The sequence below is a fragment of the Micromonospora sp. HUAS YX12 genome (assembly GCF_040215685.1).
Taxonomy (GTDB): Bacteria; Actinomycetota; Actinomycetes; order Mycobacteriales; family Micromonosporaceae; genus Micromonospora; species Micromonospora tulbaghiae.
In genome coordinates, this window is the sequence record NZ_CP157974.1 from 684339 (window position 1) to 708355 (window position 24017).

Below are 24017 nucleotides of genomic sequence, written 5' to 3' on the forward strand. Positions count from 1 at the left end.
GGAGGGCGGGCCGGGTACGGGAGGCCGCATGGCGACCGTCGTGGAACGTGAGCGCAAGTACTCCGGCGACGAGGGTTTCCGGCTGCCCGACCTGACCGGGTGCGGTGGCGTCGTGACCATGTCCGACGCCACCGTCTCGGATCTGGACGCCGTCTACTGGGACACCGACGACCTGCTCCTGCTGCGCAGCGGGCACGCGCTGCGCCGGCGTACCGGCGGGCAGGACGCGGGCTGGCATCTCAAGGTGGGCGCTGTCGGTGGCGCCCGGGTCGAGCACCAGTTCCCGGCCGGGGCGTCCGACGACGGCCCGCCGCCCGAGCTGGTCGCGCTGATCCGGGCCGCGTCGCGCGGTCGCCCGGTGGCCCCGGCGGCCCGGGTCGTCAACCACCGCCGGGAACACCGGCTGCGGGACGCGGACGGCCGGGTGCTGGCCGAGGTGGCCGAGGACGACGTCCGGTCCGAGGACCTGGTGGACGGCACCGGGCGCACCTGGCACGAGATCGAGATCGAACTGGTCGAGGGCGACGAAGGGCTGCTCGACGCGCTCGGTGAGCGGATGCGCGCGGCCGGCGCCCGCGAGGTGGCGGTCAGCAAGTCGCACCGGGCCGTCGCCGGCCGGATCGAGCGCTTCGACGACCGGGCACCGGACGGCCCGGCGGGGCCTGTTCTCGGGTACGTCCGGGCGCAGCGGGACGCGATCGTCGGCAACCACGCGGCCGCGTACGAGGGCGACGAGGACGCGGTCCACGACATGCGCGTCGCGACCCGCCGGTTGCGGGCGACGCTGCGTACCTTCCGGGGCCTGTGGGACCGCCGGGAGAGCGAGGCGGTCCGGGCCGAGCTGCGCCGCCTCGGCGGGGAGCTGGGCCGGGTCCGCGACACCCAGGTGATGGCCGCCCGGCTCACCGAGGCGGTGCACGAGCTGCCGGACGAGCTGGTGCTCGGCCCGGTGGCCGCGCGGATCGGCGAACGGTTCGCCGCCGACCTGGCCGAGGCGACCGGCGCGCTGCGGTCCGCGCTGGACTCCGACCGCTATCCCGAACTGCTGGCCCGCCTGGACCGGCTGGCCGATGCCCCGCCCGCCGACGTCGGCCGGCGCTGGGTGGACCGCCGGATCCGTGAGGCGGTACGCCGCGCCGACATCCGGCTGGACCGGGCGCTCGCCACCACCGGGCCGGACAGGGACGCCGCGCTGCACGAGGCACGCAAGAAGCTCAAGGCGGCCCGCTACGCGGTGGAGGTACGCGAGCCGGCCGCCGGCAAGCGGGCCGCCCGCCTGGTGAAGCGATTCAAGGCGCTCCAGGATCTGCTCGGCACCCACCAGGACTCGGTGGTCACCCGGGAGGTGCTCCGGCGGCAGGCGCTCCAGGCGTACGCCGACGGCGAGAACACGTTCACCTACGGCCTGCTGCACGCGAGGCAGGCCGAGGCCGCCGGCCACGACCGCCCGGCGGTCCTGCGGGCGCGCGACCGCTCAAGAAACCGCAAGGTACGCCGCTGGCTCAAGCCCTGACCGATCCCCACTCGGTCGATCATGAGGTTGACGGCGATCCGCGTCCGTTTCGTCGCCGCCAACCTCATGATCAACGGGGACTGGGGCGGGGGTTCAGAGGGCGGTGCGGGTTCGGGTTACGGCTTCAGCGGCCCCGGCCAGGACCTGGTCCGGCGGGTCGGCGAGGGTCAGGTCGGCGGTCACCACGCGGAGCTGGTCGGGCAGGGCCAGGTCGCTGGGGAGGCGGGGCACCTCGCGGCGCGGCTCACCGGCCGCGTCGGCGGCCAGGTTGGCGATCTCCTGAACCAGCTTGTGCACCAGGTCGGCGCGGGAGACGTTGCCGCCGTCGGCCTTGGCCGACCAGCGGGGCTGCTGCCAGTGCCCGACCTGTCGGACCAGCAGGGTCACGGCCCGGTCCAGTTCCGCTGCGCTCATCACCGCCGAGTCTACGGCGGTTCCGGGCCGCGGCGCGGTCAGCCGGAACCGTCAGCGGCGCACGTAGCTGAGCAGGCGGAGGATCTGCCAGTACAGGAAGATCAGCCCGACCAGCAGACCGAAGGCGCAGTACCAGGCGTAGCGGCGGGGCAGCCGGTTCGCGGCCGACCGCTCGACCAGATCGAAGTCGAGGATGAAGCTGAGCGCGCCCGCGATGATCGCCACCACCGAGAACAGGTACGGCAGCCAGCCCACCCGGTCGCTGAGGCTGTAGACGACCGCCCCCTGCCGCCCGGTGAACAGGTACGCGACCAGGTTGACCAGGCCGATCGCCACGATCCCGACGAGCGTGCCGATGACCAGCCGGGCCAGGCGCGGGGTGGCGCGTACCAGCCGGGCCCGGTAGAGCACCGCCATGCCGAGGAAGACGCCGAACGTGCCGACCACCGCCTGCGCCACGATGCCCGGATAGACCAGTTCGAAGGCGCGGCTGGCCACGCCGAGCAGCAACCCCTGGAGCACCGCGTACCCGACGATGACCGGCGGGCTGGTGATCTGCTTCAGCGAGATGACGAGCACCAGGGCCAGGCCGGCCAGCGCGCTTCCGGCGAGCGCGGCGGAGATCCACGCGGCCTGCGGCACCACCACCCAGGACACCGCCGCCGTGACACCGGTGACCAGCAGCAGCCCCACGGTCCGGCTGACCACGTCGGCCACCGTCATCGTGTCGGCGGTCCCGACCCCGAGCACCTGCCGCTCGGTGCGGCCGACGTCGTCCAGCCGGTCCAGCACCGGGTTGGCACTGCGCACCGTGACCACCTCCCGCCGACGTACCCGGATCCCACTCTGCCCCGGGCGGCCCGGCAGGGACGGGGAAACGGCGACGCCCGCCGCCGCGGATGCGGCAGGCGGGCGTCGTCGGGGAGGGCGTGATGTCAGTCGTCGCCCTGGAAGTAGCTGAGCAGCCGCAGGATCTCGATGTAGAGCCAGACCAGGCCGACCACGATGCCGAAGGCGGCGGTCCAGGAGTAGCGCTGCGGGAGGCCCATCCGGACCCCCTCCTCGATGTCGGCGAAGTTGAGCACGAAGCTCAGCGACGCCACCACGATGCAGACCAGGCTGAAACCGATCGCGAGCGGGCTGCCGTCACGCAGGTGCGTGTTCACGCCGAACAGCGCCAGCACCAGGTTGACCAGCATCACGCCGAACAGGCCGGCCATGACCGCCACCATGATCCGGGCGAACTTCGGGGTGGCCCGGATGATCCGCGCCTTGTAGATCATCGCCATCAGGAAGAAGACGCCGAACGTGGCCACGACCGCCTGGAGCACGATGCCGTCGTAGAGCGACTCGAACGCCTTGCTGACCATGCCGACGAAGACGCCCTCGATGATCGAGTACGCCACGACGAGCGCCGGGTTGGCCATCCGCGAGAACGAGATGATCAGGCCGAGCACCAGGCCGACCACCGCGGCGCCGATCCACGCGACGCCGACCAGGGAATCCGGCACGAGCACCCAGGCCGCCGCGGCCGAGGCGCCGAGGATGGCGAGCATGAGGACCGTCTTGACGACCACGTCGTCGAGGGTCATCGGGGTCACGGTGGGCGGGGCCACCGGCTGCCCGTAGCCACCCGGGTAGGGCTGCTGGGGGTACTGCTGCTGCGGGTGCTGCTGGGGGTATCCGGGCTGACCGTACGGCCCGGGCTGGGCGTACCCGGCCGCCCGCTCACGCTCTGCCGCCTGGCCGAGCCGGGCGAGCACCGGGTTCGAGGTCTTCACTTCTCAGGCCTCCCTCAGGGGGTCGATCGCACGTAGACGTGCTACTCCAGGGTAGACGTGGCCGCAACCGCGCGTGCGACGGCTACCTGTGGGAAAGCTGAGAGTTCACGTGCCCGGGGCGGGGGTCGAACCCGCACGCCTTGCGGCAGCCGCTTTTAAGGCGGCCGTGTCTGCCGTTCCACCACCCGGGCGGGTGACACCGGCGCGTCGACACGCGGCGGTGCAGATCTCACCGTAGCGGCTCGGCCGCGACGCGGCGTACCCCGACGGGTGCGGCCGTTATGGTCGAGGCCGTGACCAGCGCCGCCCGCACGACCCGGGGGCCCGACCACGCCCGGGCGGCCCGCCCGGCAGCGGTCACGCGGCGGGTGACGGCCGCCCTCCGGCGGCACCGCGCGGACCTGCTCGTCGGGCTGGCGTTCGTCGCGCTCGCCGGATGGCTCACCCACGGCCTCTGGCCGGCGCCGGGCACGCGGGTGCTCGCGCTCAACCCGGCCGACCAGACGCTGTACGAGTGGTTCCTGGCGCTGGACGCGCGCGCCCTGCGCGGCGAGCTGAGCCTGGTCACCGGCCGGCTGAACGCGCCGGACGGGGTCAACCTGATGGCGAACACCTCGGTCGTGGCGCTCGGCGTGCTGCTCGCCCCGGTCACGCTGGCGTTCGGGGCGCCCGTGACGTTCGCCCTGCTCGTCGCCGCGAACATGGCCGGTACGGCGCTCGCCTGGTACCTGCTGTTCACCCGCGTCCTGCGGGCCCGCCGGCTCGCGGCCGGGCTGGGCTCGGCGCTCTGCGGCTTCGGGCCGGGCATGGTCTCGCAGAGCAACGGCCACCTGCACATGACCGCGCAGTGGCTGGTCCCGGTGCTGGTCTGGCTCGTGCTCCGGCTGCTGCGCGCCGCCGACCCGGCCGGTCGCCCGGACGGCCCGGACCGCCGCCGGACGGCCTCCTCCGCGGCCGGGCTCGCCGCGGTCGTCACCGTGCAGGTCTTCGTCGGCGAGGAGGTGCTCTTCCTCGCCGCGCTGACCCTGGCGGTGACCGCTGTCGCGTACGGGCTGGCCGACCGGGAGCTGCTGCGCCGGGCCGGTTCCGGCTTCGCCGGTGGGCTGCTCGCCGCCGCGGGGCTGGCGCTGCCGGTGCTGGCGTACCCGCTGTGGGTCCAGTTCGCCGGCCCGCAGGGCGTCGCCGACGGGATGTTCCCGCCCGCGTACTTCTCCGCCGACCTGATCGCCTGGACCCGTCTCTCCGCGCTGTCGGTGTTCGGCAGCCCGGAGGCGGTGCGGCTCACCACCGGCCCGGCCGAGTTCACCACGTTCCTGGGCTGGCCGCTGCTGCTGGTCGCCGTGGGCTGCGCGGTCTGGCTGGGCCGTCGCGCCCCGGTGGTGGCGCTCGTGGCCGGCGCGCTGGCGATGGCCGCGCTCGCGCTCGGCCCGGAGGTGGTGGCCGGTGGTGAGCGGACCGGGATCCCCGGCCCGTACGCGGTGCTGGCCGGGCTGCCGGTGGTGGACGGCGCGCTGCCGACGCGTTTCGCGCTGGCGGTGCTGCCGCTCGCCGGCACCGTGCTGACGCTCGCCGTGCACCGGGCGCTCGGCGAATCCGGCCGGGCCCGCCGGGTCGTCCCGTTCGCGGTCGGCGCGGCGCTGCTCAGCGTCTTCCCCACGCCGCTGCCCACGATGGACCGGCCGCCGCTGCCCGAGTTCGTCACCGGCGGCCACTGGCGGCAGTGCGTACGCCCCGGCGGGGTGCTGGTGCCGGTGCCCACCGCCACCCCGCAGGACCCCTGGCCGATGCGCTGGGCCACCGCCACCGGTGTCGCCTTCGGCATGCCGGAGGGCTTCTTCATCGGCCCGTACGGCCCGGACGGCTCGGCCACCATGGGCACCTGGCAGCGGCCCACCTCGGCGCTGCTCGCCGACGTGGCCCGCCGAGGTGTGGCGCCGGCGGTCGGTGACCGGCAACGCCGCCAGGCCGCCCGCGACGTCGAGTTCTGGCACGCCTCGTGCGTCGCGGTGACCGACGGCACGCCGCACGCGGAGATGCTGCGGCGGACGCTGGAGCAGCTCTACGGGCGGCCGGGGGTACGGCTCGCCGACGCCTGGACCTGGCGGTTCTGACCTCGGGCAGCGGTTCAGAGCCCGGACACGGCGACAGGGCCCCTCCCGTACGGAAAGGGCCCTGTCGCGAAAGGCGTCAGACGCGCGCGGCGACCGGCGGGGCGGACGCCTCGGCGAACTCCTCGCGCGGGTCGTGCAGCTGGCCCAGCGCGACCACCTCACGCTTGAGGAAGAACGCGAGAGTCCAGTCGACCACCACGCGCACCTTGCGGTTGAACGAGGGGATCCGCGACATGTGGTACGTCCGGTGCATGAACCAGGCCGGCCAGCCGGTCATCTTGATGCCGTAGACCTGCGCCACGCCCTTGTGCAGGCCGAGGCTCGCCACGCTGCCGGCGTGCTTGTGCTTGTAGTCGACCGGCTCGCGCTCGCGGATCACGTTCGCGATGTTGTCGGCCATCCGCGCCGCCTGCCGCACCGCGTGCTGGGCGCTCGGGGAGCAGAAGTTGCCCGGCTCCTTGGTCAGGTCCGGTACGGCGGCGCAGTCACCGGCGCTCCACGCGCCCTCGACCACCCGGTCGCCGTCCACGACCTGCAGCGTCGGCCGGCAGGTGACCCGGCGACGCTCGTCGCGCGGGAAGTCCGTCGCGTCGAGCATCGGCGACGGCTTCACACCGGCGGTCCAGACGATGGTGTCGGACGGGAAGCTGTCGCCGTCGGAGAGCTTCACCACGCCGTCGACGCAGGACTCCAGCCGGGTGTCCAGGCGGATGTCCATGTCCCGCTTCATCAGCTGCTGCACCGTGTAGGCACCCATGTCCCGGTCGACCTCGGGCAGCACCCGCTGGGTCGCCTCGACGAGCACCCAGCGCATGTCCTCCGGCTTCAGCTCCGGGTAGTAGCGCAGCGCGTCACGGGCCATGTCCTCCATCTCGGCGAGCGCCTCGATGCCGGCGTAGCCGCCGCCCACGAAGACGAACGTCAGCGCCCGGCTGCGGACCGCCGGGTCGGTGGTGGAGGCCGCCACGTCGAGCCGGTCCAGCACGTGGTTGCGCAGGAAGATGGCCTCGCCGATGGTCTTGAACCCGATGCCGTTCTCGTGCAGGCCGGGGATCGGCAGGGTGCGGGAGACCGAACCGGGGGCGACGACCACGTGGTCGTACTGGATCTCCCGAGCCGGGCCGCTGATCGGCTGCACCACGGCGGTCCTGCGGTCGTGGTCGATCCGGGTGACGGTGCCCGCCACCACGGTGCACTTACGCAACTCCCGCCGCAGCGGCACCACGGCGTGCCGAGGGGAGATGTTGCCCGCCGATGCCTCCGGGAGGAACGGCTGGTACGTCATGTGCGGCTGCGGGTCGACGACGATGACCTCGGCCTCACGCCTGCTCAGCTTCTTGGACAGGCGCAGGGCGGCGTACAGGCCCACGTGACCGGCACCCACGACAAGGATCCGCTTCGGGTTCACGTCATCTATCTTTCCCCGGGTGCCTCGGGTAATCCCGCGCGAGACCCCCTTCTGTGACGGAGCACAACCGGTGTGACCTGCGCAACGTCCGCAGAGCGCTGGGTCACCTGCGCCGGAGCAGCCAGCCCAGCAGCCCGCTCAACCCCACCGCCACCAGCAGTCCCGCCACTGTCGCCGCCTGCGAGCCGGCCGTACCGCCCGCTCCCCCGAGCCACGCCAGCACCACGCCGAGCACGGCACCGGCGAGCACCACGCCGCCCGCGCGGCCCAGCCACCGCAGCACCACGTCCGGGTCGATCAGCCCGTCGTACGGCAGCAGCGCCGCGAGCGCGCACAGCGAGTGCGCCAGGTAGAGCAGCGTCGCCACGGCGAGCAGCCGCCACAGCGCCGGCGGCCGGTCGAAGCCGAGCGTGGCCAGCAGCCAGCCGCCGACGGTCACCAGCGCGGTGAACGTCGGCCAGATCCGGCGCGGCCCGACCGCCGGGAGCACCGCGGCCACCGTCAGGGCGAGCAGCGAGCGCGGGGTGAGGGCCTGCACCGGGTACGCGAGAAGAAAGCCGGCCAGCACGGTGAGGAAGATGCCGCCGCGTACGAGCAGCGGCAGCGGGCTGACCCGGGCGGCGGCGTACCGCAGCGCCCGCACCCGCTCCACCACCGCATTCATCGGGCCGGCCTTTCGTTCGCGACTGCGGGACTCCGCTTCGCTGCGTTCCTCGCGCTCACGGTTGCCGGCCTTTCGTTCGCGACTGCGGGACTCCGCTTCGCTGCGTTCCTCGCGCTCACCGCAACCCCGCCTTCGGGGCGGTCGCCAGCCGGGCCACGTCGCGCAGCACCTCGTCCAGGCTGCCGGCGCCGGCCCAGCGCACCACCGGCACCCCGTGCTCGCGGAGCTGGCCGATCATCGTGTCCCGGTCCAGCCGCCACAGCCGGTACGCCACCTCGGCCCAGCCCCGTTCCTTCGGCATCGGCAGCTCCGCCGGGAGCGTGTCCACCGCCACCACGAACCGCCCGCCACGGGCCAGCCGGGCCAGCATCTGCGCGGACCGCTCGTCGAGCAGCGGGGTGAGCACCACCACGAGCGCGTCGGAGGAGAGCACCTGCGGGCCGAAGACCTGGTCGTACGGCTCGTGCGGGGACGACTCGGCCTGCACGTCGAGCAGCCACTCCAGCACGGTCAGGTACTGCCGCCGCCCGGTGGCCGGACGCAGCCGCCGGGCGGCCGGTCCGTACTCCAGCATCGACACCCGGTCGCCGCGGTGCAGGTAGTGCTCGGCGATCGCGGCGGCGGCCCGGACCGTGGTGTCCAGCACCGACGCGGTCCCGTTCACACCACCGGAGCGGCCCGCCTCGGCCAGCACGTCCAGCAGCACCACCACCTCGGCGTCCCGGTCCGAGAGCGTCGCCGCGACGTGCAGTTGACGGGCCCGCAGCGACACCCGCCAGTCGATCCGGCGCAGCCGGTCACCGGGCGCGAACACCCGTACGCCGGCCAGTTCGCCGCCCTCGCCCGGCCGCCGCGAGCGGTGCGCGCCGACCAGCCCGGCGGCCCGGGGCATCGCCTCGACCGCGTCGAACGGCTCGGTACGCGGATAGACCCGGGCCCGGATCGGCTCGGTGATCACCGCGCGGGAGACCAGCAGCCCGTCGGCGGCGGCGACCCGCACACCGGCCGGGCCGATCGGGTGCCGTCCCCACCGCAGGGCGGTGCCGGTCAGCTCCAGGTCGACGGCGCTGCCCCGGGGTACGGAGGTGACGAACGGGCGGTCGGCGCCGCCGGAGCGGCTCACGTCCAGCCCGGCGCCGCCGAAGCCGACCTGCTCCACCCGCAGCCAGCGCGACATCCGGGTCCGGACCACCGCCAGGTCGTACCCGACCAGGTCGGGGTTGGCCACCGCGACGGTGGCGGCCAGCGGCGCGCCCTCGACCAGGTGGGTGTCCCCGACGCCGAGTTCCAGCTCGGGCAGCGCGGCGGGGCGGCGGCGCAGCGCGTACGCGGTCCCGAGCGCGAACGGCGTGGCGAGCACCACCAGGTCGATGCGGCCGAGCAGGACGGCGGCCACGAGCAGCACGCCGGTGAGCAGCACGGCCCGGCCGAGCGCCCAGGTGGGCGCCCAGCCGCTCGCCGCGTCGGCCCGGTCCATCAGCGTCCGGCGGCGTAGCTCGGCAGCGCGCCGCTGGCCGGGGCGGGCGTCGACTCCAGCACCTCACCGACGACGAACGACGGGTCGACGCGGCGCAGCCACATCTCCGGCCGCAGCGTGATCCGGTGCGCCAGCGCGGGCGCCGCCACCGCCTTGACGTCCTCCGGCACGACGTAGTCGCGGTTGGCGAGCACCGCCCGCACCCGGGACAGCAGCAGCAGCGCCAGCGAGCCGCGCGGGGACGCGCCGACCAGCACCGACGGGTGCTCCCGGGTGGCCGCGGTGAGCGCCACGATGTACCGGCCGACCGAGTCCTCCACCACCACGTCCTCCAGCGCGGCCTGCATGGCCCGCAGCGTGGCCGCGTCCACCACCGGCTTGATCTCCGCCTCCTCGCGGCGGCGGGCGATCCGGCGGCGCAGCACGTCCCACTCCTCGTCGTGGGTGGGGTAGCCGAACGACACCCGCAGCAGGAACCGGTCGAGCTGCGCCTCCGGCAGCGGGTACGTGCCCTCGTACTCGATCGGGTTGGCGGTGGCGAGCACGTGGAACGGCTCGTCCAGCCGGTAGGTCACGCCCTCCACCGAGACCTGCTTCTCCTGCATCGCCTCCAGCAGCGCCGACTGCGTCTTCGGCGGCGTCCGGTTGATCTCGTCGGCGAGCAGCAGGTTGGTGAACACCGGCCCGGCCCGGAAGGCGAAGTCGCCGCTGCTCTGGTCGTAGAGGAACGAGCCGGTCACGTCGGCGGGCAGCAGGTCCGGCGTGAACTGGAGCCGCCGGAAGTCCAGCCCGAGCGCCTGCGCGAAACAGCGCGCGGTGAGCGTCTTACCCAGACCGGGCAGATCCTCCAGCAGCACGTGACCACCGGCGAGGATGCCGGCCAGCACCAGCTCCAGCGAGTCCCGCTTGCCGACCACGACGGTGCCGACCGCGTCCAGGACGGCCCGGGCGAGCCGGCCCACCTCGGCGGGGGGCATGCTCCGGTCCACGTCGTTCATCAGATCTTCTCCAGTTCGGCGACGATCGCCGCGAGGTCGCGCGGCGACGGAGGGCGGCGGACGGGGGTGGCGAGGAACGTCCACAGTGGCTCGCCGAGTACCACCCGGGCGCGGGCCGGGTCGGACTCACGGGTGACGCCGTGCCGTTGGCGCAGCCGCTCGTCGGCCAGCTCGCCGAGACGGGGCAGGATGCGTTCGGTGAACCGCTCCCGGTTGTCGGCGGACCAGTCCAGCGGGCGCTCCCAGCCGTTGATCGCGGTACGCAGCGCGTCCCGGGCGGACCAGTTCCAGGTGCCGGGCTCCTCACCGGCGGGCGCCCGGGCGCCCGCGCGGGGCGGCGGCGGGGGTGAGAGCGCGGTGGTGACCCGGCGTACGGCGAGCACGGCGAGCACCCCCGCCACGATGATCCAGATCGGCACCTTCAGGCCGACCGCGCGCAGCCCGACCACGATCACCACGACGACGGCGGCGGTGACCGCGGCGGTCCGCAGCAGCGCGCGCACCCGGCCACCGTCCGAGGGCCGGACGTCCTCCCCGGCCGGCTCCTCGCCGAACGAGAGCAGGTCGTCGATGCTGGTGCTCACGACACCTCCCCCGCCAGACTGGTCAGCTCGCCGCGCAGCCGCCGCAACGCGGCGCGGGCCTGGTCCCGGGTGTGCTCGTCGACCGGGTGCGTGGCGTACCGGGCCTCCCGGTAGACGTGCGCGAAACCGTCGAGCACGTCGGCGCTGGCGATCGCCGGGATGCCGGCTGCCGGGTCGCCGCGCAGCAGCCGGCCGACCAGGTCGGTCGGGGTGTCGCCGGTGTGCCGGGGCACGCCCGCGTCCTCGGCGGCCTCCTCCAGGCGTACCCAGCAGGCGATGACAGCGGTCCGGGGGTCGGTGGAGCGGTCGTCCAGTTCGACGAGTCCGGCGTCGAGCGCGGCCACCACCTCGCGGGCGGTCCCCTCGGCGGTACGCCGGGAGCGCCGCACCGGCACCGCACGAGTCGTACGCCGCAACGCGCCCCGGAGCACGTTCCACAGGACGTACCCGACGGCGCCCAGCACCACCGCGGACAGCAACACCACGGCGGCGGTCGCCAGCCAGCCGGGCACACCGCCCGAGGTGGACTCACCGACGTCGCGGGGTTCGACCGGGATCGAGGGCACCGCCTCGGGCGACGGGTAGTCCGGCACGTACGGGATGGTGTCGGCGGCGGGCGGGATCCGGCTGGCCCCGATGGCGGAGTGACCGGCGGCGAACGCGGCGAGCACGAGCAGCACCGTCACCGCGGCGACCGGCCACCACCTACGCAGTACGCCGAAATCCATCCCACCGCCTCAGGTGCTCCTCAGTCCACCCCGGCCAGGTCCTTCGCCCGGGTGAACACGTCGTCCAGCATCGCCGGTGTGAGCCGTCCGGTGAACGTGTTCTGCTGGCTGACGTGATAGCAGCCCAGCAACGCCGGCACCGACTCGCCGGACCAGTGTGCCCCATGGCCGAACACCGGTCGCGGCGTGGGCGGTCGCTGCCCGTACACCCGGCGTAGCACCGGCCACCACGCGGCCCACGCGAACGCGCCCAGCGCGACCACGACGCGCAGCGTGGGCCGGATCAACTCGACCTCGCGGTGCAGCCACGGCGCGCAGGTGTCCCGCTCGGCCGGGGTGGGTTTGTTGTCCGGTGGCGCGCACCGCACGGCGGCGAAGATGCGGGTGTCGCGCAGCGTCAGGCCGTCGTCGGCGGCGACGCTCGTCGGCTGGTTGGCCAGCCCGGCCCGGTGCAGCGCGGCGAACAGCACGTCGCCGGACCGGTCCCCGGTGAAGATCCGGCCGGTGCGGTTGCCGCCGTGCGCCGCGGGCGCCAGGCCGAGGATCGCGATGCGCGCGCCCGGCGGCCCGAGGCCGGGCACCGGCCGTCCCCAGTAGTCCTGGTCGCGGAACGCCGCCCGCTTGACCCGGGCGACCTCCTCCCGCCACGCCACCAGGCGCGGGCAGGCGAAGCAGTCGCTGACCGCGCCGTCGAGGTCGGCCAGGTCGGCCGCCCGCGCGGCGCGGGCGGCCACGTCCTGCGGGGTACGCGACTCAGCCAAGCTTCGCCCGGAACAGTTCCAGCGTGCGGGCCCAGGCGGTGGCGGCCGCCCGCTGGTCGAAGTGCTCGGGCCGGTCCTCGTTGAAGAACGCGTGCGCGGTGCCCGGGTAGTCGAACGTCTGGCAGGTGCCACCGGCGGACTCGATGGACCGGCGTACGCTCTGCACCCCGTCGGCGGCGGACAGGCCGTCGGCCTCGGAGCAGTGGATGAGCGCGGCCTTCCCGGCGTAGCCGGCCCAGCCGGTGCGGCCGGCGTTGTCCGCCGCGCCGACGGCCATGCCCTCCCAGGGCAGGCGCGGGTAGAACCCGGCGGTGGCCACGATGCGCTCGGAGAACGTGCCGGACCACAGGGCCAGGCTGGCGCCCGCGCAGAACCCGGCACAGCCCACCTTGCCGGCGACCTCGGGCCTGCTCGCCAGGTATTCAGCGGCGGCGGCGATGTCGCTCGCCGCCTCGTCCATCTGGGAGCTGTTCAGCATCAGCCGCGGCTCGGTCGGCTTCACGGCCGGCCCGCCGTGCCGGAAGTCCGGCGCGAGGGCGACGAAGCCGGCCTCGGCGAAGCGGTCGACCACGGCCCGGACGTGGGGCACCAGTCCCCACCAGTCCTGGATGACGATGACCGCCGGGCTGGCCGCACCGCCGGAGGGTATCGCGAGATACCCTTCGCTCGTCCCTCCGTTGCCGGTGAAGCTCACCATCTCGCCCATGGGCCCGTCCTCCTAGCGGTCAGTCATCATTGGCTGGTCGCCCAGTTGGCTGCTACGTGCCGGTAGCGTGCCACGCGGTCACCGGCCCGGGGAAGACGGAACAACAGTGGCATTCACCTCCTGTCGACCTGCCGGACAGGTACACACACCAGGTATAGCGATTGCTAAACAGTCCGGCCGCTGGAAGACGTGGTATCAGGAGGCCATTCCGGTAGCCGAGCACCGCGCGATCGACGCGGGCAAGCAGGAACTCCTCGCCGAGGTCATCGGTCACCGCCTCGCGGAGGTGCGGCGAGCGCGCGGCCTGACCCAGCAGCAGGTCGCCGACCGGATGGGCGTAACCAAGGGACGGGTCTCCCAGATCGAGCAGGGAAAGATCTCCGGTCAGGAGGTGGTGGCCCGGTTCGCCGCAGCGTTGGGTGGCCGACTCCACCAGGCGATCTACTTCGACGACGGTGACATCGCCCCCATCGCGTGACAGCGAATCCCCCGCGAGATCTTGGAGGATTCCGGGCCCAATGGGCCGTTTCCTACCAAGATCTCGCGGGGTGAAGTGCGCTCAGGGGGTTGACGTGGGTTGCGCGGAAGCACTGGGCGTCGGGGTCGCGGTGGGGGTGGTGCTGTCCGTGGGCGCGGGTGCGGGCGGGGCGATCGACGGCGGGGCCGGTGCGCCGAACGGGGCCAGTTCCGGGCAGTACGGGTAGGCGTTGCGGGGTGCGGGCACGGCGCCGGACGAGTCCAGGCAGTTCGGCCAGCCGAGCCGGATCGGTACGCCGTTCTGGTCGAAGAGCTGCGCGTCGCGGATCAGCCGCCCCTGCTGGTCGTAGACGAAGACGTCCTCGATCCGGTCGTACCGCCGGTCCACCGACGTCTGCTCGTAGCCGCTGTAGACGTCGGAGCCGGCGTTCCGGTCCACGTCGACGAGCACCGCGAAGCCGAAGACCAGCAGCACGGCCGTACCCAGCCGGTGCAGGCGGCGCGGCCAGCCGGTGAAGCCCGCGGAACGGCGGCCGAGCCACAGCGACGCGACCACCGCGCCGATGAGCAGCAGCAGCCCGGCCGACGCGTTGTCGTTCGGCCGGGGCAGCAGACCGGGCCGGGCACCGTCCACCATGACGCTGATCAGCAGCGCGGCCAGCCAGGCCCGGAGCAGCCACCAGGCCGGGCGCAGCGGACGCAGGAAGTCGCTGACCGTCCCGTGCCCGAGCAGCGGGCCGAGCTGGCGGTCCAGCAGACGCACCTGAGTGGCCGCCTGAGCCCGCGCCTCGGCCAGGCGGTGGAAGCGCGCCGGTCGCCGCCCCGCCTCGGCGCCGGCGGCGGCGCGCAGCTCGGCCGCGTACGCCTCGGGGGTGCCCAGCCGGTCCACGAGCGCGCCCTCGCCCTCGGCGGCCACCTCGGCGAGGTGTTCCGGCAGGTCCTCGGTCAGCTCGTCGCGGACCGTCGGCGGCAGGTCGGCGAGCGCGGCGCGTACCCGGTCGACGTAGTCCGTGATCTCCTGCCCAGTGACGGTCATGCCGCCATCCCCCGATCGTCGAGCAGTGCGTCCATGGTGGTGGCGAACGAGCGCCAGGTCTTGCCGGAGCGGGTGAGCTGGTCACGCCCGGCGGCGTTCAGCGAGTAGTACTTGCGGTGCGGCCCGGACTCGCTGGGCACCACGTATGTGGTGAGCAGGCCCGCCGCGAACAGCCGGCGCAGCGTGCCGTAGACCGAGGCGTCGCCGACCTCGGTGAGGCCCGCCTCGCGCAGCCGCCGCAGGATGTCGTAGCCGTATCCGTCCTCGTCCTTGAGCACGGCGAGCACCGCCAGGTCGAGCACGCCCTTGAGGAGCTGCGTGGTATCCACGCTCAGCACACTAGTGCGCAATGCGCACTACCGTCAACGACACAGCACCTACAGGCGAGCGGTCCATCCGATGAAACGGTCGAACAGGTCGGCCGGATTCGGGTTGGTCGCGAGCAGGTCGGCGGTCGCGTCGAACAGACAACCCGCCATGTGGATCGACAGGGCGACGCGGTCACGCCGGTAGTCCAGCAGCAGCAACAGGCGGGCCGGCTGGCACGGCCAGGGGGCCGCGCACACCCGGCACAACCACAGGGGCCGCATCGGTACGTGCGGCCGCACGACCCGGCGACTGCGATCGGGTACGGGAGAACAGTTCCTCACGGTCATCCCCCGATGGTGTCGCCTTCTGTTGTCTGCGTCAATAGACTGCGTAGTTGTCGCCGTCTGGCGACGCCGACGCTGCCATCGTCAACGTGTGGAGCTGGTGGGCGTGTCGGAGATCCGGGCGATGCTCGGCAACGTGTCGCGTCAGCGCGCATCCGTGATCGCCAACCAACGCAACTTCCCGGAGCCGATCGCCGTGCTGGCGATGGGCAAGGTCTGGCGGAAGTCGGACGTCGAGAAGTGGATCAAGGAACACCGCCCCGACCTGGCGTCGGACTGACGCCTGCTCCCCCCGTTGATCAAGGAGTTGGCGTCCTCGGAGGCGCCCGGATCGGACACAAACTCCTTGATCACCGCCGGAGGAGGCGGGGCGAGGAGGCAGTACACCTAGGCGAAGCTCTCCGGCATCTGCGACAACATTTCCGTCGATGGCTCAGACATAGAGCTTGCGGAGTTCGCGGGCGATGTCCGAGACCTCGGTCAGGGTGCCGCTGGCCACCGACATCACGAGAGCCTCGGCCTGATCAACGTCGACATCCTGGATCGGCACCTCGTTGAGGGCCAGAAACACCCGCCCCGCCGCCCAGGCGAGACGCTTGTTCCCGTCGATCAGCGCGCGGTTCATGCAGACCGAGTGCAGCAGCGCGGCGGCCTTGGTCCAGAGATCGGGATAAGCCTCCTGGCCGAACGCCACGGTGGCCGGGCGGACCACCGCCGAAGAGAGCAGACCGAAATCACGGACCTGCGGCGTCTCACCCAACACGATCGAGGCGATCTCCACGAGGTCGTCGACCTCGAGATAGTTGATCACTCCGCCAACCGCCGCAGCAGCTCAGCGTCACGCTCGGCAACCTCCCGCGCAAGATCCCGCACGCGGGCACGATGATTGCGCGCCGACACGTACTCCTCGACGGCCACAACGATGGTGGCGTTCATCGACCGGTGCTCCTGCTCGGCAAGCTGCTTGAGCCGTTCGTGCAGTCCGTCAGGAAGATTGACCGTGGTGACCATATGGAAATCATACCGGCCGCACGCAGGGAAACCACCTATCTCGAGGCCGCCGCCAGACTCCAGGCGATGCCGTCGAGGATGTCGTGCTCGGAGGCGACCACCGAGGGCATCCCGGCCCGTTCCATGATCACCCGCAGCACCAGCGCGCCCGCGCCGATCACGTCGGCCCGTCCCGGGTGCATCACCGGGTACGCCAGCCGCTGCTCGCTGCTCTTGCCGAGCAGGTCGGCGGTCACCTCGGCCACCTGCTCGTACGAGACCCGGGCGTGGTGGATGCGGCTGGGGTCGTACTCCCGGAGCCCTTCGGCCAGGGCGACCACTGTGGTGACCGAACCGGCGAGCCCGACCAGCGTGGCGGCCTCGCGGCCGGGTACGGCGGCGAGCGCCCGGTCGACGGCGGCGGCGATGTCTGCCTCGGCGGCGGCGATCTGCGCCGGGGTCGGCGGGTCGCCGTGCAGGTGCCGTTCGGTCATCCGGACGCAGCCGATGTCCACCGAGATCGCGCCCCGCACGCCCTCGGCGCGGGTGCCGACGACGAACTCGGTCGAGCCGCCGCCGATGTCGACCACCAGGTACGGCGGTTCGGCTTCGGCGGGCAGGCCGCGCACCGCCCCGGTGAACGACAGCCGTGCCTCCTCGTCGCCGGTCACCACCTCGGGCGGTACGCCGAGCGTGCGCTCGACCATGGCGCGGAAGTCGGCGGCGTTGGAGGCGTCGCGGGAGGCCGAGGTGGCGCACATGCGTACCCGCTCGGCGCCGGACTTCTCGATCTCCGCCGCGTAGTCGGCGAGCGCCACCCGGGTCCGCTCGATCGCCTCCGGGGCGAGCATGCCGGTCTGGTCGACGCCCTGCCCCAGCCGGACGATCTCCATCCGCCGCGTGACGTCGCGCAGCGGCGCCGCCTCCCCGGCCGACGCCTCCGGCAGGTCGGCGATCAGCAGTCGGATCGAGTTGGTCCCGCAGTCGATGGCGGCCACACGCGCACTCACGGCGCCCACCCTACGGCAGCCCGCCCCCACGCCCGCGCGATCATGAGGTTGACGGCGACGAACCGGACCCGGAACGCCGCCAACTTCATGATCGACGAGGCGGGGCGGGCTAGGTCAGAGGCGCAGCAGCATGCGGGTGTTGCCCAGCGTGTTGGGCTTGACCCGCTCCAGGTCCAGGAACTCGGCCACGCCCTCGTCGTACGAGCGCAGGAGCTGCTCGTAGACGGGCTGCGGGACGGGGGCGCCGTCGATCTCGCGGAAGCCGAACGAGCCGAAGAAGCCGGTCTCGAACGTCAGCACGAAGATCCGGGCGATGCCCAGCTCGCGCGCCGAGTCGATCAGCTCACCGACGATCCGGTGCCCGATCCGGTGGCCCCGGCAGGACGGGTCGACCGCCACCGTCCGGATCTCGGCCAGGTCCTCCCACATGACGTGCAGCGCGCCGCACCCGACCACTGTGCCGTCCGACGTCACCGCGACCCGGAACTCCTGCACGTCCTCGTACAGCGTCACAGTCGCCTTGCTCAGCAGCCGGCGGTCGTCGGTGTAGGTGTCCACCAGCCGACGGATCCCGCGTACGTCGGTGGTGCGGGCCCGGCGGACCGTGATCTGGTCGGCGCTCATCTCACTCCGCCGCGGGCACGTCCACACAGGGGCCGGCCGCCCACCACTTCTCCACCAGCGCCAGCGTCTCGTCACCGAACGGGTTGACCCCCGGCCCGGCCGCGAGCGCGTGCCCGAGGTGCACGTGCAGGCACTTCACCCGCCCCGGCATGCCACCGGCCGAGATGCCGGCGATCTCCGGCACCTCCCCGATCGCCTCCCGGCGGGTCAGGTAGTCCTCGTGCGCCGCCCGGTACCGCGCCGCCAGCTCCGGATCCTCCGCGAGCCGCTCGGCCATCTCCTTCATCAGCCCGGCCGACTCCAGCCGGCTGCACGCCGCGGTGGCGCGCGGGCAGGTCAGGTAGAACAGCGTCGGGAACGGCGTGCCGTCGGCCAGCCGGGGCGTCGTCTCCACCACGTCGGGCAGGCCGCAGGGGCACCTGTGGGCCACCGCGCGGGTGCCGCGCGGCGGGCGTCCGAGCTGCGCGGCCACCGCGGCCAGGTCGGCCTCGGTGGCCGGCTGGCGTTCCGGCGGGGGTACGGAGTCCGCCGCCGGCTCCTGCGGTGGTACGACGCTCAAGGAAGTGCCTCTCGAATCAAAGCTCACTTGTCGGGGCGCTCGGCGTTGGCCGCCCGCACGCTCCCCCACAGGGTGTCGTACCAGGGCTCGGGTGCCTTCGGCGCCCCCGGCCTCGCGTCCTTGCCGGCGTCCTTCGCGGCGCCCTCCGGGTCGGAGAGCACCACGAGCAGCGTCTCGCCCGGCTTGCCCATGAAGAACCGCTCCCGGGCCTGCGTCTTGACGTACTCCGGATCCTTCCACTTGGCCGCCTCGGCGGTGAGCCGGTCGATCTCGGCCCGCTGGGCGGCCTGCGCGGCCTCCATCCGCTCGATGTCGGCCTGCTGGTCCAGGTAGACCCGGACCGGATAGGTGTACGCCAGGGCGAGCGCGATCAGCACCGCGAACAGCACCGTGGCGCGCCCGGTGAAGCGCCGGGGTTGGGGTGCGGTGAGCCGCTTGACCGGACCACCGGCGGCGGTACGCCGAGCCGCGGCGGGGCGGCTCGCGGAGCGTACGCCGTCGGTGGCACGAGACGCGCCGGGTGACCGGCCGGCGGCGCGCGCCTCCGCGCGGACGCCGTTGTCGCGTGCCGTGGACCGGACCCGGGCGCCGCCCGCCCGGCCGGGCTGACCCGGCCGACGGGCGGGCCGCTGGCCACCCGGTGTGCGGCGCTGCTGCATCGTCACACCCCTCCCCCGGAGCGCTCGCTCAGGCCGAACGGTAGCGCGGGAAGGCGCCCGCTCCGGCGTACCGCGCCGCGTCGGCCAGCTCCTCCTCGATCCGCAGGAGCTGGTTGTACTTGGCCACCCGGTCCGAACGGGCCGGCGCGCCGGTCTTGATCTGCCCGCAGCCGGTGGCGACGGCCAGGTCGGCGATGGTGGTGTCCTCGGTCTCGCCGGAGCGGTGGCTCATCATGCACCTGAAGCCGGCCCGGTGGGCCAGGTCGACGGCGTCGAGCGTCTCGGTGAGCGAGCCGATCTGGTTGACCTTGACGAGCACCGCGTTGGCGGCCCGCTCGGCGATGCCCCGGGCGATGCGCTGCGGGTTGGTCACGAACAGGTCGTCGCCGACGATCTGGATGCGGTCGCCGAGCGCGGCGGTGAGGGTGGCCCAGCCGCTCCAGTCGTCCTCGGCCAGCGGATCCTCGATCGACACGATCGGGTAGTCGCCGGCGAGCTTGGTGTAGTAGTTGCTCATCTCCTCGGCGCTCTTGGCGCTGCCCTCGAACGTGTAGGTGCCGTTGTCGAAGAACTCGGTGGCGGCCACGTCGAGCGCGAAGACGATGTCGGTGCCCAGCCGGTAGCCGGCCTTCTCCACCGCCTCGGCGATCAGGTCCAGCGCGGCGGCGTTCGTGGGCAGGTTCGGGGCGAAGCCGCCCTCGTCACCCAGGCCGGTCGACAGGTCCTTCTTCTTCAGCACCGACTTCAGCGCGTGGTAGACCTCGGCGCCCGAGCGCAGCGCGTCCCGGAACGTCGGCGCGCCGATCGGCGCGATCATGAACTCCTGGATGTCGACGTTGGAGTCGGCGTGAGCGCCGCCGTTGAGGATGTTCATCATCGGCACCGGGAGCAGGTGCGCGTTCGGGCCGCCCAGGTAGCGGAACAGGCTCAGCTCGGCGCTGCCGGCGGCGGCCTTGGCCACGGCCAGGGAGACGCCGAGGATGGCGTTCGCGCCCAGCTCGCCCTTGTTGTCCGAGCCGTCGATGTCGATCATCTTCTGGTCGATCAGCCGCTGCTCGCTGGCCTCGTAGCCGATGAGCTGGTCGACGATCCGGTCCTCGATGTTCGCGACCGCCTTCTCGACACCCTTGCCCAGGTAGCGATCCTTGTCACCGTCGCGCAGCTCGACCGCCTCGAAGGCGCCGGTGGAGGCGCCGGACGGCACCGCGGCGCGGGCGATCGTGCCGTCGTCGAGCCCGACCTCGACCTCGACCGTCGGGTTGCCCCGCGAGTCCAGGATCTCCCGGGCGACGATTCCCTCGATGGTTGCCACTGAGTCGCTCCTCGTTTGTGTGGTTCCGGTCCGGTATGGGCCGCGACGGTGCGGCTGAGGCAGGTGTTGAACGCAGCGTATCGGTCCCCGCCCTGCCGCACCCCGCTCGGGGCGGCCCCCGAGGCGCTTGCTGAGACGGACATTCCCGGATTACCGGTCGTCAACCGGCAACCGGTTTGCGAGACGTTGCGTCGATCGACAAGGCTGGGCATCATGCCTGCCGCCTCGACGACTCTCCGCGTGCTCGCCGCCTCGGTCATCGCGTCGCTCTCGGTCACCGGCTGTCAGGCCCTGGACGACGCGAACGTCGCGCTCGGTCGCGCCGACCTGGTCAACGACCTCGCCGCGCGGATGGACCGGGCGCTGGAGCAGACCTGGGCCGCCGACTACCAGATCGACGGCGGCCGGACCGCCTCGATCGCGCAGACCAAGAAGCCGCTGCGGTCCACGTACACCTGGCCCGGCGGCAAGATCACGGTGACCCAGGAGTCGGTGACCCGGTGCGCGAGCACCGCCGCCCGTACCTCCTGCACCGTCTCGCCGCCCGTGCTCACCGCCGGGAAGCCGTCGGTGGTCGTCTACGACGAGGCCCGCAAGCAGGGCCTGGTCACGCCGCCCGCGGTGATCCGGCTGCTCACCGACGCGGCGCTGGCGCCGGAGGCGGTCATCGAGCAGAGCGACACCACACTCGCCGGCCGCCACGCCACCTGCGTCGACGTCACCCACGACGGGGAGCGCTTCAGCGCCTGCGTGACGAACGAGGGCGTGCTGGGCAGCTTCTCCGGCACGCTCGACGGCAAGCCCGCCGAGGTGACGCTGAGCCGCTACACCGAGAGCGTCGAGGCCGCCGCGTTCGCCGTGCCGGCCGGCGCCGGCGTGGTGGACCGCCGCCCGTCCACGTCGTGACCCCGCCCGGCGGTTCCGCGTCCGGCGCCGGGGCTGGGGCCGCCGTCGCTCACTCGTCCGGTTCCGGATTCCGGCCCGCCGCCGATCACCGGCGGCCGCCGCGGCCGGACGACCTGGCGTTGCCGGTTTCCGGCCGGAAGCTGCTGACCGGACCCGACGACGCACAGCCGCTGCGGATCGGCGTGCTGCCCGGCGACCTCGCCTGGACCCCGGTCGGCACGCTCGACGGCATCCCGGCCTGGGCGGCCGAGGTGAGCGATCCGGAGTCGACGCCCGGCCGGTGGCGTAGCTGGCGCGGCCTCGCCGCCGAGCTGCCCGCACCCCAGGCGGACCTCGCCGGGCGGGCGCTCGCCGTGGTCACCTGGCGGCGTACCCACAGGTGGTGCGGCGCGTGCCGGGCCGAGCTGGCCGACGTGCCGGGCGAAACCGCGCGCCGCTGCCCGGACTGCGACCTCACCGTGTTCGTACCGCTGTCAGTCGCGGTCCTGACCGCGATCACCCGCCCCGGCCCGGCCGGTGGCCCCGACGAACTGCTGCTCGTCCGCCACGCGCAGGGGCCGACGCAGCTCTGGGCGCTCGTCGCCGGGTTCGTCGAGGCCGGCGAGTCGCTGGAGGCGGCCGTGCACCGCGAGGTCGCCGAGGAGGTCGGCCTGACGCTGCGACGACCGGCCTACGTGGACAGCCAGCCGTGGGCGCTGTCCGGGCCCGGCACGCTGCTCGCCGGTTTCACCGCCGAGGTCACCGACCCGGCCGCCGAACCGCTTGCCGACGGCACCGAGCTGACCGAGGCGCGCTGGTTCCCGGTGGACGCGCTGCCCGCCGAGCTGCCGCCCGCGTACTCGCTGTCGCGCTGGCTGATCGACGCGGTCGCCGCCGGGCGGTGACCGCAGGCCGGGTTGCCGCCTGGGCGGCGGCCGTCACACCCCGAGCAGCGTCCGCAGGTGGCGCGGCGGCGGGCAGTCGTGCGCCAGCATGGCGTCGTGCCAGTCGCGCAGCGGCACCCCGTCCGGCCGGGCTGCGGCGATGCCGGCCATCTCGCTGTAGCCGACGAAGTACGTGGAGAGCTGCGTCGAGGTGAGCAACGCCCGCCGCCACTTGCCGGCTGCCTCGCCCTCCTCCTGGAAGCCACGCCCGGTCATCAGCGCCATCGCCTCGGACTCGGGCAGGTCGTCGCAGTGCACGAGCTGGTCCAGCAGCGCGTTGATGGTCATCCGGAGCTGCATCTTGAGCTGCTGCAACCGCACCGGCAGCCCGCCGAAGCCGAGCCCGGCCATCAGCTCCTCCGCGTAGACCGCCCAGCCCTCGACGAACACACCCGACTCGGTGAGCGCGCGTACCCGGGTCGGGCCGTCGTAGCGGCGGGCGTGGGCGAGCTGGAGGAAGTGCCCGGGCATCGCCTCGTGCACGGTCAGGTTGCGGATCATGTGGTCGTTGTACTCGCGGTAGAACGACTCGACCCGCTGCGCCGGCCAGTCCGCCGGGGTCGGCGAGATGCAGTAGAACGTCGGCACGTCGGCCGTCTCCAGTGGGCCCGGCGAGTCGCAGTAGGCCACCGCCACGCCCCGCGCGAACTCCGGCATCTCCTGGATGACGCACGGGTCGCCGACCGTGCTGACCAGATCGTGGTGGCGGACGAAGTCACTCGCCTCGTCCAGCGTGACCGAGGCGAGGTCGACGATCGTGGCGTCGTCCGGGTGCTCGGCGGCCAGGAGGTCCAGCGCCCGGCGTACCGTCTCGTCGTCGGCCGGACCACCGACCAGCTCGACCGACGCCGCGCGGATCTCCTCGGTGACCCGGTCGAGGTTGGCCCAGGCACGGCGCTGCACCTCGGCGGCGCTCAGCTCGGTGTCGAGCGTGTGCCACAGCCGCGCCTCCCACCGCCGCCGGCCCAGCCGCGGGTCACGCCCCGGGCCGGCGTCGGCGGCCAGGCCCTGCCGCAGCCAGGCCACGAACTCCTCCAGCGCGGCGATCGCCTCGGTGGCCGCCGGGCCGACCCGGTCGCGCAACGCCGGCGCCTCGGCCAGCAGCCCGGGCACCTCGTCGCGGATCAGCGCCGCCGTACCGGTGAACTGCCCGACCGCCGTCTCCGCGTGGACCCGCGGCATGTCCCGCAGCGTCGCGCGCGCTGTCGACAGCGCATCGGGTACGGCCGACAGACGCCCGGCCAGGCTGGTGAGGCGCTCCTCGGCCGGGGCGAAGGGACGGGCCAGCAGGGCGTGCAGCAGCGGCCCCGGATTGTGGCGCAGCGGATCCCACTCGTGGCTGCGGATCTCGGTAGCCTCGAACAGGCCCCGGTCGACGAGGCTGGTGAGCAGCGCGTGGTCGACGCCCTCCGCCACGTCCAGCGCGTCCGGGTCGATCTCCGCGAGCGCGTCGGCCGCGTCCTTCAGCATCGCCTGGTCGGCGGCGAGGGCGTCGGCGGAGAGATCGGGCAGCCGGTCGTCGTACCGGTGGTCTCCGGCGGAGGTGGCCAGCCCGGGCCGGCTCTCGAGCAACGCCTCCACGATCCGCTCCGCCAGCGGCCCGAACGCTTCCATCCCCCGACCCTACCGACCGCCCCACCCTTCCCCCTCCCCCTCCCGCCGCCCCTTCCCCCTCCTCCCCCCCGTCGCGTTGATCAAGGAGTTTGTGTCCTCGTCAGCGTCC

Annotated in this window: 28 protein-coding genes and 1 tRNA gene; 6 read left to right on the forward strand and 23 right to left on the reverse strand. The window is 73.3% G+C overall.

What is annotated here, in order from left to right; genetic code table 11:
* Nucleotides 1-28 precede the first annotated feature (28 nt).
* On the forward strand, nt 29-1513 hold the full coding sequence (locus tag ABIH81_RS03330; RefSeq protein ID WP_349878967.1) for a CYTH and CHAD domain-containing protein: 1485 nt from the start codon (nt 29-31) through the stop codon (nt 1511-1513).
* 93 nt (nt 1514-1606) lie between these two features.
* On the opposite strand, the gene ABIH81_RS03335 is transcribed toward ABIH81_RS03330, so the two are convergent.
* From ABIH81_RS03335 to ABIH81_RS03350, 4 genes are all read right to left on the reverse strand, one after another.
* Nucleotides 1607-1927 carry a hypothetical protein gene (locus tag ABIH81_RS03335; protein WP_349878968.1) on the reverse strand — a complete coding sequence of 107 codons (321 nt, stop codon included), beginning with the start codon at nt 1925-1927 and terminating at the stop codon, nt 1607-1609.
* A 51-nt stretch (nt 1928-1978) separates the two neighbouring features.
* Nucleotides 1979-2737, reverse strand: coding sequence for a Bax inhibitor-1/YccA family protein (locus ABIH81_RS03340; protein ID WP_349878969.1), 759 nt, complete (start codon nt 2735-2737; stop codon nt 1979-1981).
* 125 nt (nt 2738-2862) lie between these two features.
* A complete protein-coding gene (locus tag ABIH81_RS03345; RefSeq protein ID WP_349878970.1) occupies nt 2863-3708 on the reverse strand; it encodes a Bax inhibitor-1/YccA family protein in 846 nt (281 codons plus the stop codon).
* Between the two features lie 110 nt (nt 3709-3818).
* Nucleotides 3819-3899 (reverse strand) — tRNA-Leu (locus ABIH81_RS03350).
* A gap of 90 nt (nt 3900-3989) precedes the next feature.
* Here ABIH81_RS03350 and ABIH81_RS03355 point away from each other — a divergent pair.
* Nucleotides 3990-5819, forward strand: a complete 1830-nt coding sequence (locus tag ABIH81_RS03355) for a hypothetical protein (RefSeq protein ID WP_349878971.1) — start codon at nt 3990-3992, stop codon at nt 5817-5819.
* Nucleotides 5820-5895: 76 nt separating this feature from the next.
* Here the strand turns inward: ABIH81_RS03355 and ABIH81_RS03360 are convergent, their stop codons facing one another.
* The 8 genes from ABIH81_RS03360 to ABIH81_RS03395 form a co-directional block, all read right to left on the reverse strand.
* The gene (locus ABIH81_RS03360; protein WP_349878972.1) at nt 5896-7227 is read right to left on the reverse strand and encodes an NAD(P)/FAD-dependent oxidoreductase; all 1332 of its coding nucleotides are present in this window, start codon (nt 7225-7227) and stop codon (nt 5896-5898) included.
* A gap of 103 nt (nt 7228-7330) precedes the next feature.
* Complete coding sequence (locus tag ABIH81_RS03365) at nt 7331-7891, reverse strand: hypothetical protein (RefSeq protein ID WP_349878973.1); 561 nt, start codon at nt 7889-7891, stop codon at nt 7331-7333.
* A 115-nt stretch (nt 7892-8006) separates the two neighbouring features.
* Nucleotides 8007-9368, reverse strand: a complete 1362-nt coding sequence (locus tag ABIH81_RS03370; RefSeq protein ID WP_349878974.1) for a DUF58 domain-containing protein — start codon at nt 9366-9368, stop codon at nt 8007-8009.
* Nucleotides 9368-10366 carry a MoxR family ATPase gene (locus ABIH81_RS03375; protein WP_349878975.1) on the reverse strand — a complete coding sequence of 333 codons (999 nt, stop codon included), beginning with the start codon at nt 10364-10366 and terminating at the stop codon, nt 9368-9370. The genes ABIH81_RS03370 and ABIH81_RS03375 overlap by 1 nt, the downstream gene beginning before the upstream one ends.
* A complete protein-coding gene (locus ABIH81_RS03380; RefSeq protein ID WP_349878976.1) occupies nt 10366-10950 on the reverse strand; it encodes a hypothetical protein in 585 nt (194 codons plus the stop codon). Before ABIH81_RS03380 ends, ABIH81_RS03375 begins: the two co-directional genes overlap by 1 nt.
* Entirely contained in the window at nt 10947-11678 is a 732-nt protein-coding gene (locus ABIH81_RS03385; RefSeq protein WP_349878977.1) for a DUF4129 domain-containing protein, read from the reverse strand. Before ABIH81_RS03385 ends, ABIH81_RS03380 begins: the two co-directional genes overlap by 4 nt.
* Before the next feature lie 20 nt (nt 11679-11698).
* On the reverse strand, nt 11699-12412 hold the full coding sequence (locus tag ABIH81_RS03390; protein ID WP_349880991.1) for a uracil-DNA glycosylase: 714 nt from the start codon (nt 12410-12412) through the stop codon (nt 11699-11701).
* A gap of 19 nt (nt 12413-12431) precedes the next feature.
* Nucleotides 12432-13145 carry a dienelactone hydrolase family protein gene (locus ABIH81_RS03395; protein WP_349878978.1) on the reverse strand — a complete coding sequence of 238 codons (714 nt, stop codon included), beginning with the start codon at nt 13143-13145 and terminating at the stop codon, nt 12432-12434.
* A 205-nt stretch (nt 13146-13350) separates the two neighbouring features.
* Between ABIH81_RS03395 and ABIH81_RS03400 the strand changes: the two genes are divergently transcribed.
* Nucleotides 13351-13623, forward strand: coding sequence for a helix-turn-helix transcriptional regulator (locus tag ABIH81_RS03400; protein ID WP_349880992.1), 273 nt, complete (start codon nt 13351-13353; stop codon nt 13621-13623).
* An 81-nt stretch (nt 13624-13704) separates the two neighbouring features.
* Here the strand turns inward: ABIH81_RS03400 and ABIH81_RS03405 are convergent, their stop codons facing one another.
* From ABIH81_RS03405 to ABIH81_RS03415, 3 genes are read right to left on the reverse strand one after another with little or no spacing between them, the layout of a single operon-like run.
* Nucleotides 13705-14658 (reverse strand): hypothetical protein, encoded by a 954-nt coding sequence (locus tag ABIH81_RS03405; protein WP_349878979.1) that lies wholly within the window; start codon nt 14656-14658, stop codon nt 13705-13707.
* Nucleotides 14655-14987 (reverse strand): PadR family transcriptional regulator, encoded by a 333-nt coding sequence (locus tag ABIH81_RS03410; RefSeq protein WP_030271259.1) that lies wholly within the window; start codon nt 14985-14987, stop codon nt 14655-14657. The genes ABIH81_RS03405 and ABIH81_RS03410 overlap by 4 nt, the downstream gene beginning before the upstream one ends.
* Nucleotides 14988-15035: 48 nt before the next feature.
* Nucleotides 15036-15185: a hypothetical protein gene (locus tag ABIH81_RS03415; protein WP_349878980.1), complete on the reverse strand. Its 150-nt coding sequence runs from the start codon at nt 15183-15185 to the stop codon at nt 15036-15038.
* 217 nt (nt 15186-15402) lie between these two features.
* On the opposite strand from ABIH81_RS03415, the gene ABIH81_RS03420 reads away from it, so the two are divergent.
* Entirely contained in the window at nt 15403-15591 is a 189-nt protein-coding gene (locus tag ABIH81_RS03420) for a hypothetical protein (RefSeq protein WP_349878981.1), read from the forward strand.
* Between the two features lie 153 nt (nt 15592-15744).
* Here the strand turns inward: ABIH81_RS03420 and ABIH81_RS03425 are convergent, their stop codons facing one another.
* The 7 genes from ABIH81_RS03425 to eno all read right to left on the reverse strand — a co-directional run bounded on the left by ABIH81_RS03425 (nt 15745) and on the right by eno (nt 20465).
* Nucleotides 15745-16122, reverse strand: a complete 378-nt coding sequence (locus ABIH81_RS03425) for a Fic family protein (RefSeq protein WP_349878982.1) — start codon at nt 16120-16122, stop codon at nt 15745-15747.
* A complete protein-coding gene (locus ABIH81_RS03430) occupies nt 16119-16322 on the reverse strand; it encodes an Arc family DNA-binding protein (RefSeq protein ID WP_013731632.1) in 204 nt (67 codons plus the stop codon). The genes ABIH81_RS03425 and ABIH81_RS03430 overlap by 4 nt, the downstream gene beginning before the upstream one ends.
* A 35-nt stretch (nt 16323-16357) precedes the next feature.
* Nucleotides 16358-17299 carry a Ppx/GppA phosphatase family protein gene (locus ABIH81_RS03435; RefSeq protein WP_349880993.1) on the reverse strand — a complete coding sequence of 314 codons (942 nt, stop codon included), beginning with the start codon at nt 17297-17299 and terminating at the stop codon, nt 16358-16360.
* Between the two features lie 126 nt (nt 17300-17425).
* Nucleotides 17426-17935, reverse strand: a complete 510-nt coding sequence (locus ABIH81_RS03440; protein ID WP_349878983.1) for an amino-acid N-acetyltransferase — start codon at nt 17933-17935, stop codon at nt 17426-17428.
* Nucleotide 17936: 1 nt separating this feature from the next.
* Complete coding sequence (locus ABIH81_RS03445) at nt 17937-18494, reverse strand: DUF501 domain-containing protein (protein WP_128138795.1); 558 nt, start codon at nt 18492-18494, stop codon at nt 17937-17939.
* Nucleotides 18495-18517: 23 nt separating this feature from the next.
* The gene (locus ABIH81_RS03450) at nt 18518-19153 is read right to left on the reverse strand and encodes a septum formation initiator family protein (RefSeq protein WP_349880994.1); all 636 of its coding nucleotides are present in this window, start codon (nt 19151-19153) and stop codon (nt 18518-18520) included.
* A 28-nt stretch (nt 19154-19181) separates the two neighbouring features.
* Nucleotides 19182-20465: a phosphopyruvate hydratase gene (eno, locus tag ABIH81_RS03455; RefSeq protein ID WP_349878984.1), complete on the reverse strand. Its 1284-nt coding sequence runs from the start codon at nt 20463-20465 to the stop codon at nt 19182-19184.
* A 213-nt stretch (nt 20466-20678) separates the two neighbouring features.
* Here eno and ABIH81_RS03460 point away from each other — a divergent pair, with 213 nt between their 5' ends.
* The gene (locus ABIH81_RS03460; RefSeq protein WP_349878985.1) at nt 20679-21371 is read left to right on the forward strand and encodes a hypothetical protein; all 693 of its coding nucleotides are present in this window, start codon (nt 20679-20681) and stop codon (nt 21369-21371) included.
* Between the two features lie 119 nt (nt 21372-21490).
* A complete protein-coding gene (locus ABIH81_RS03465) occupies nt 21491-22255 on the forward strand; it encodes an NUDIX domain-containing protein (RefSeq protein WP_349878986.1) in 765 nt (254 codons plus the stop codon).
* Between the two features lie 33 nt (nt 22256-22288).
* Here the strand turns inward: ABIH81_RS03465 and ABIH81_RS03470 are convergent, their stop codons facing one another.
* Nucleotides 22289-23908, reverse strand: a complete 1620-nt coding sequence (locus ABIH81_RS03470; RefSeq protein ID WP_349878987.1) for a DUF885 domain-containing protein — start codon at nt 23906-23908, stop codon at nt 22289-22291.
* Nucleotides 23909-24017 lie beyond the last annotated feature (109 nt).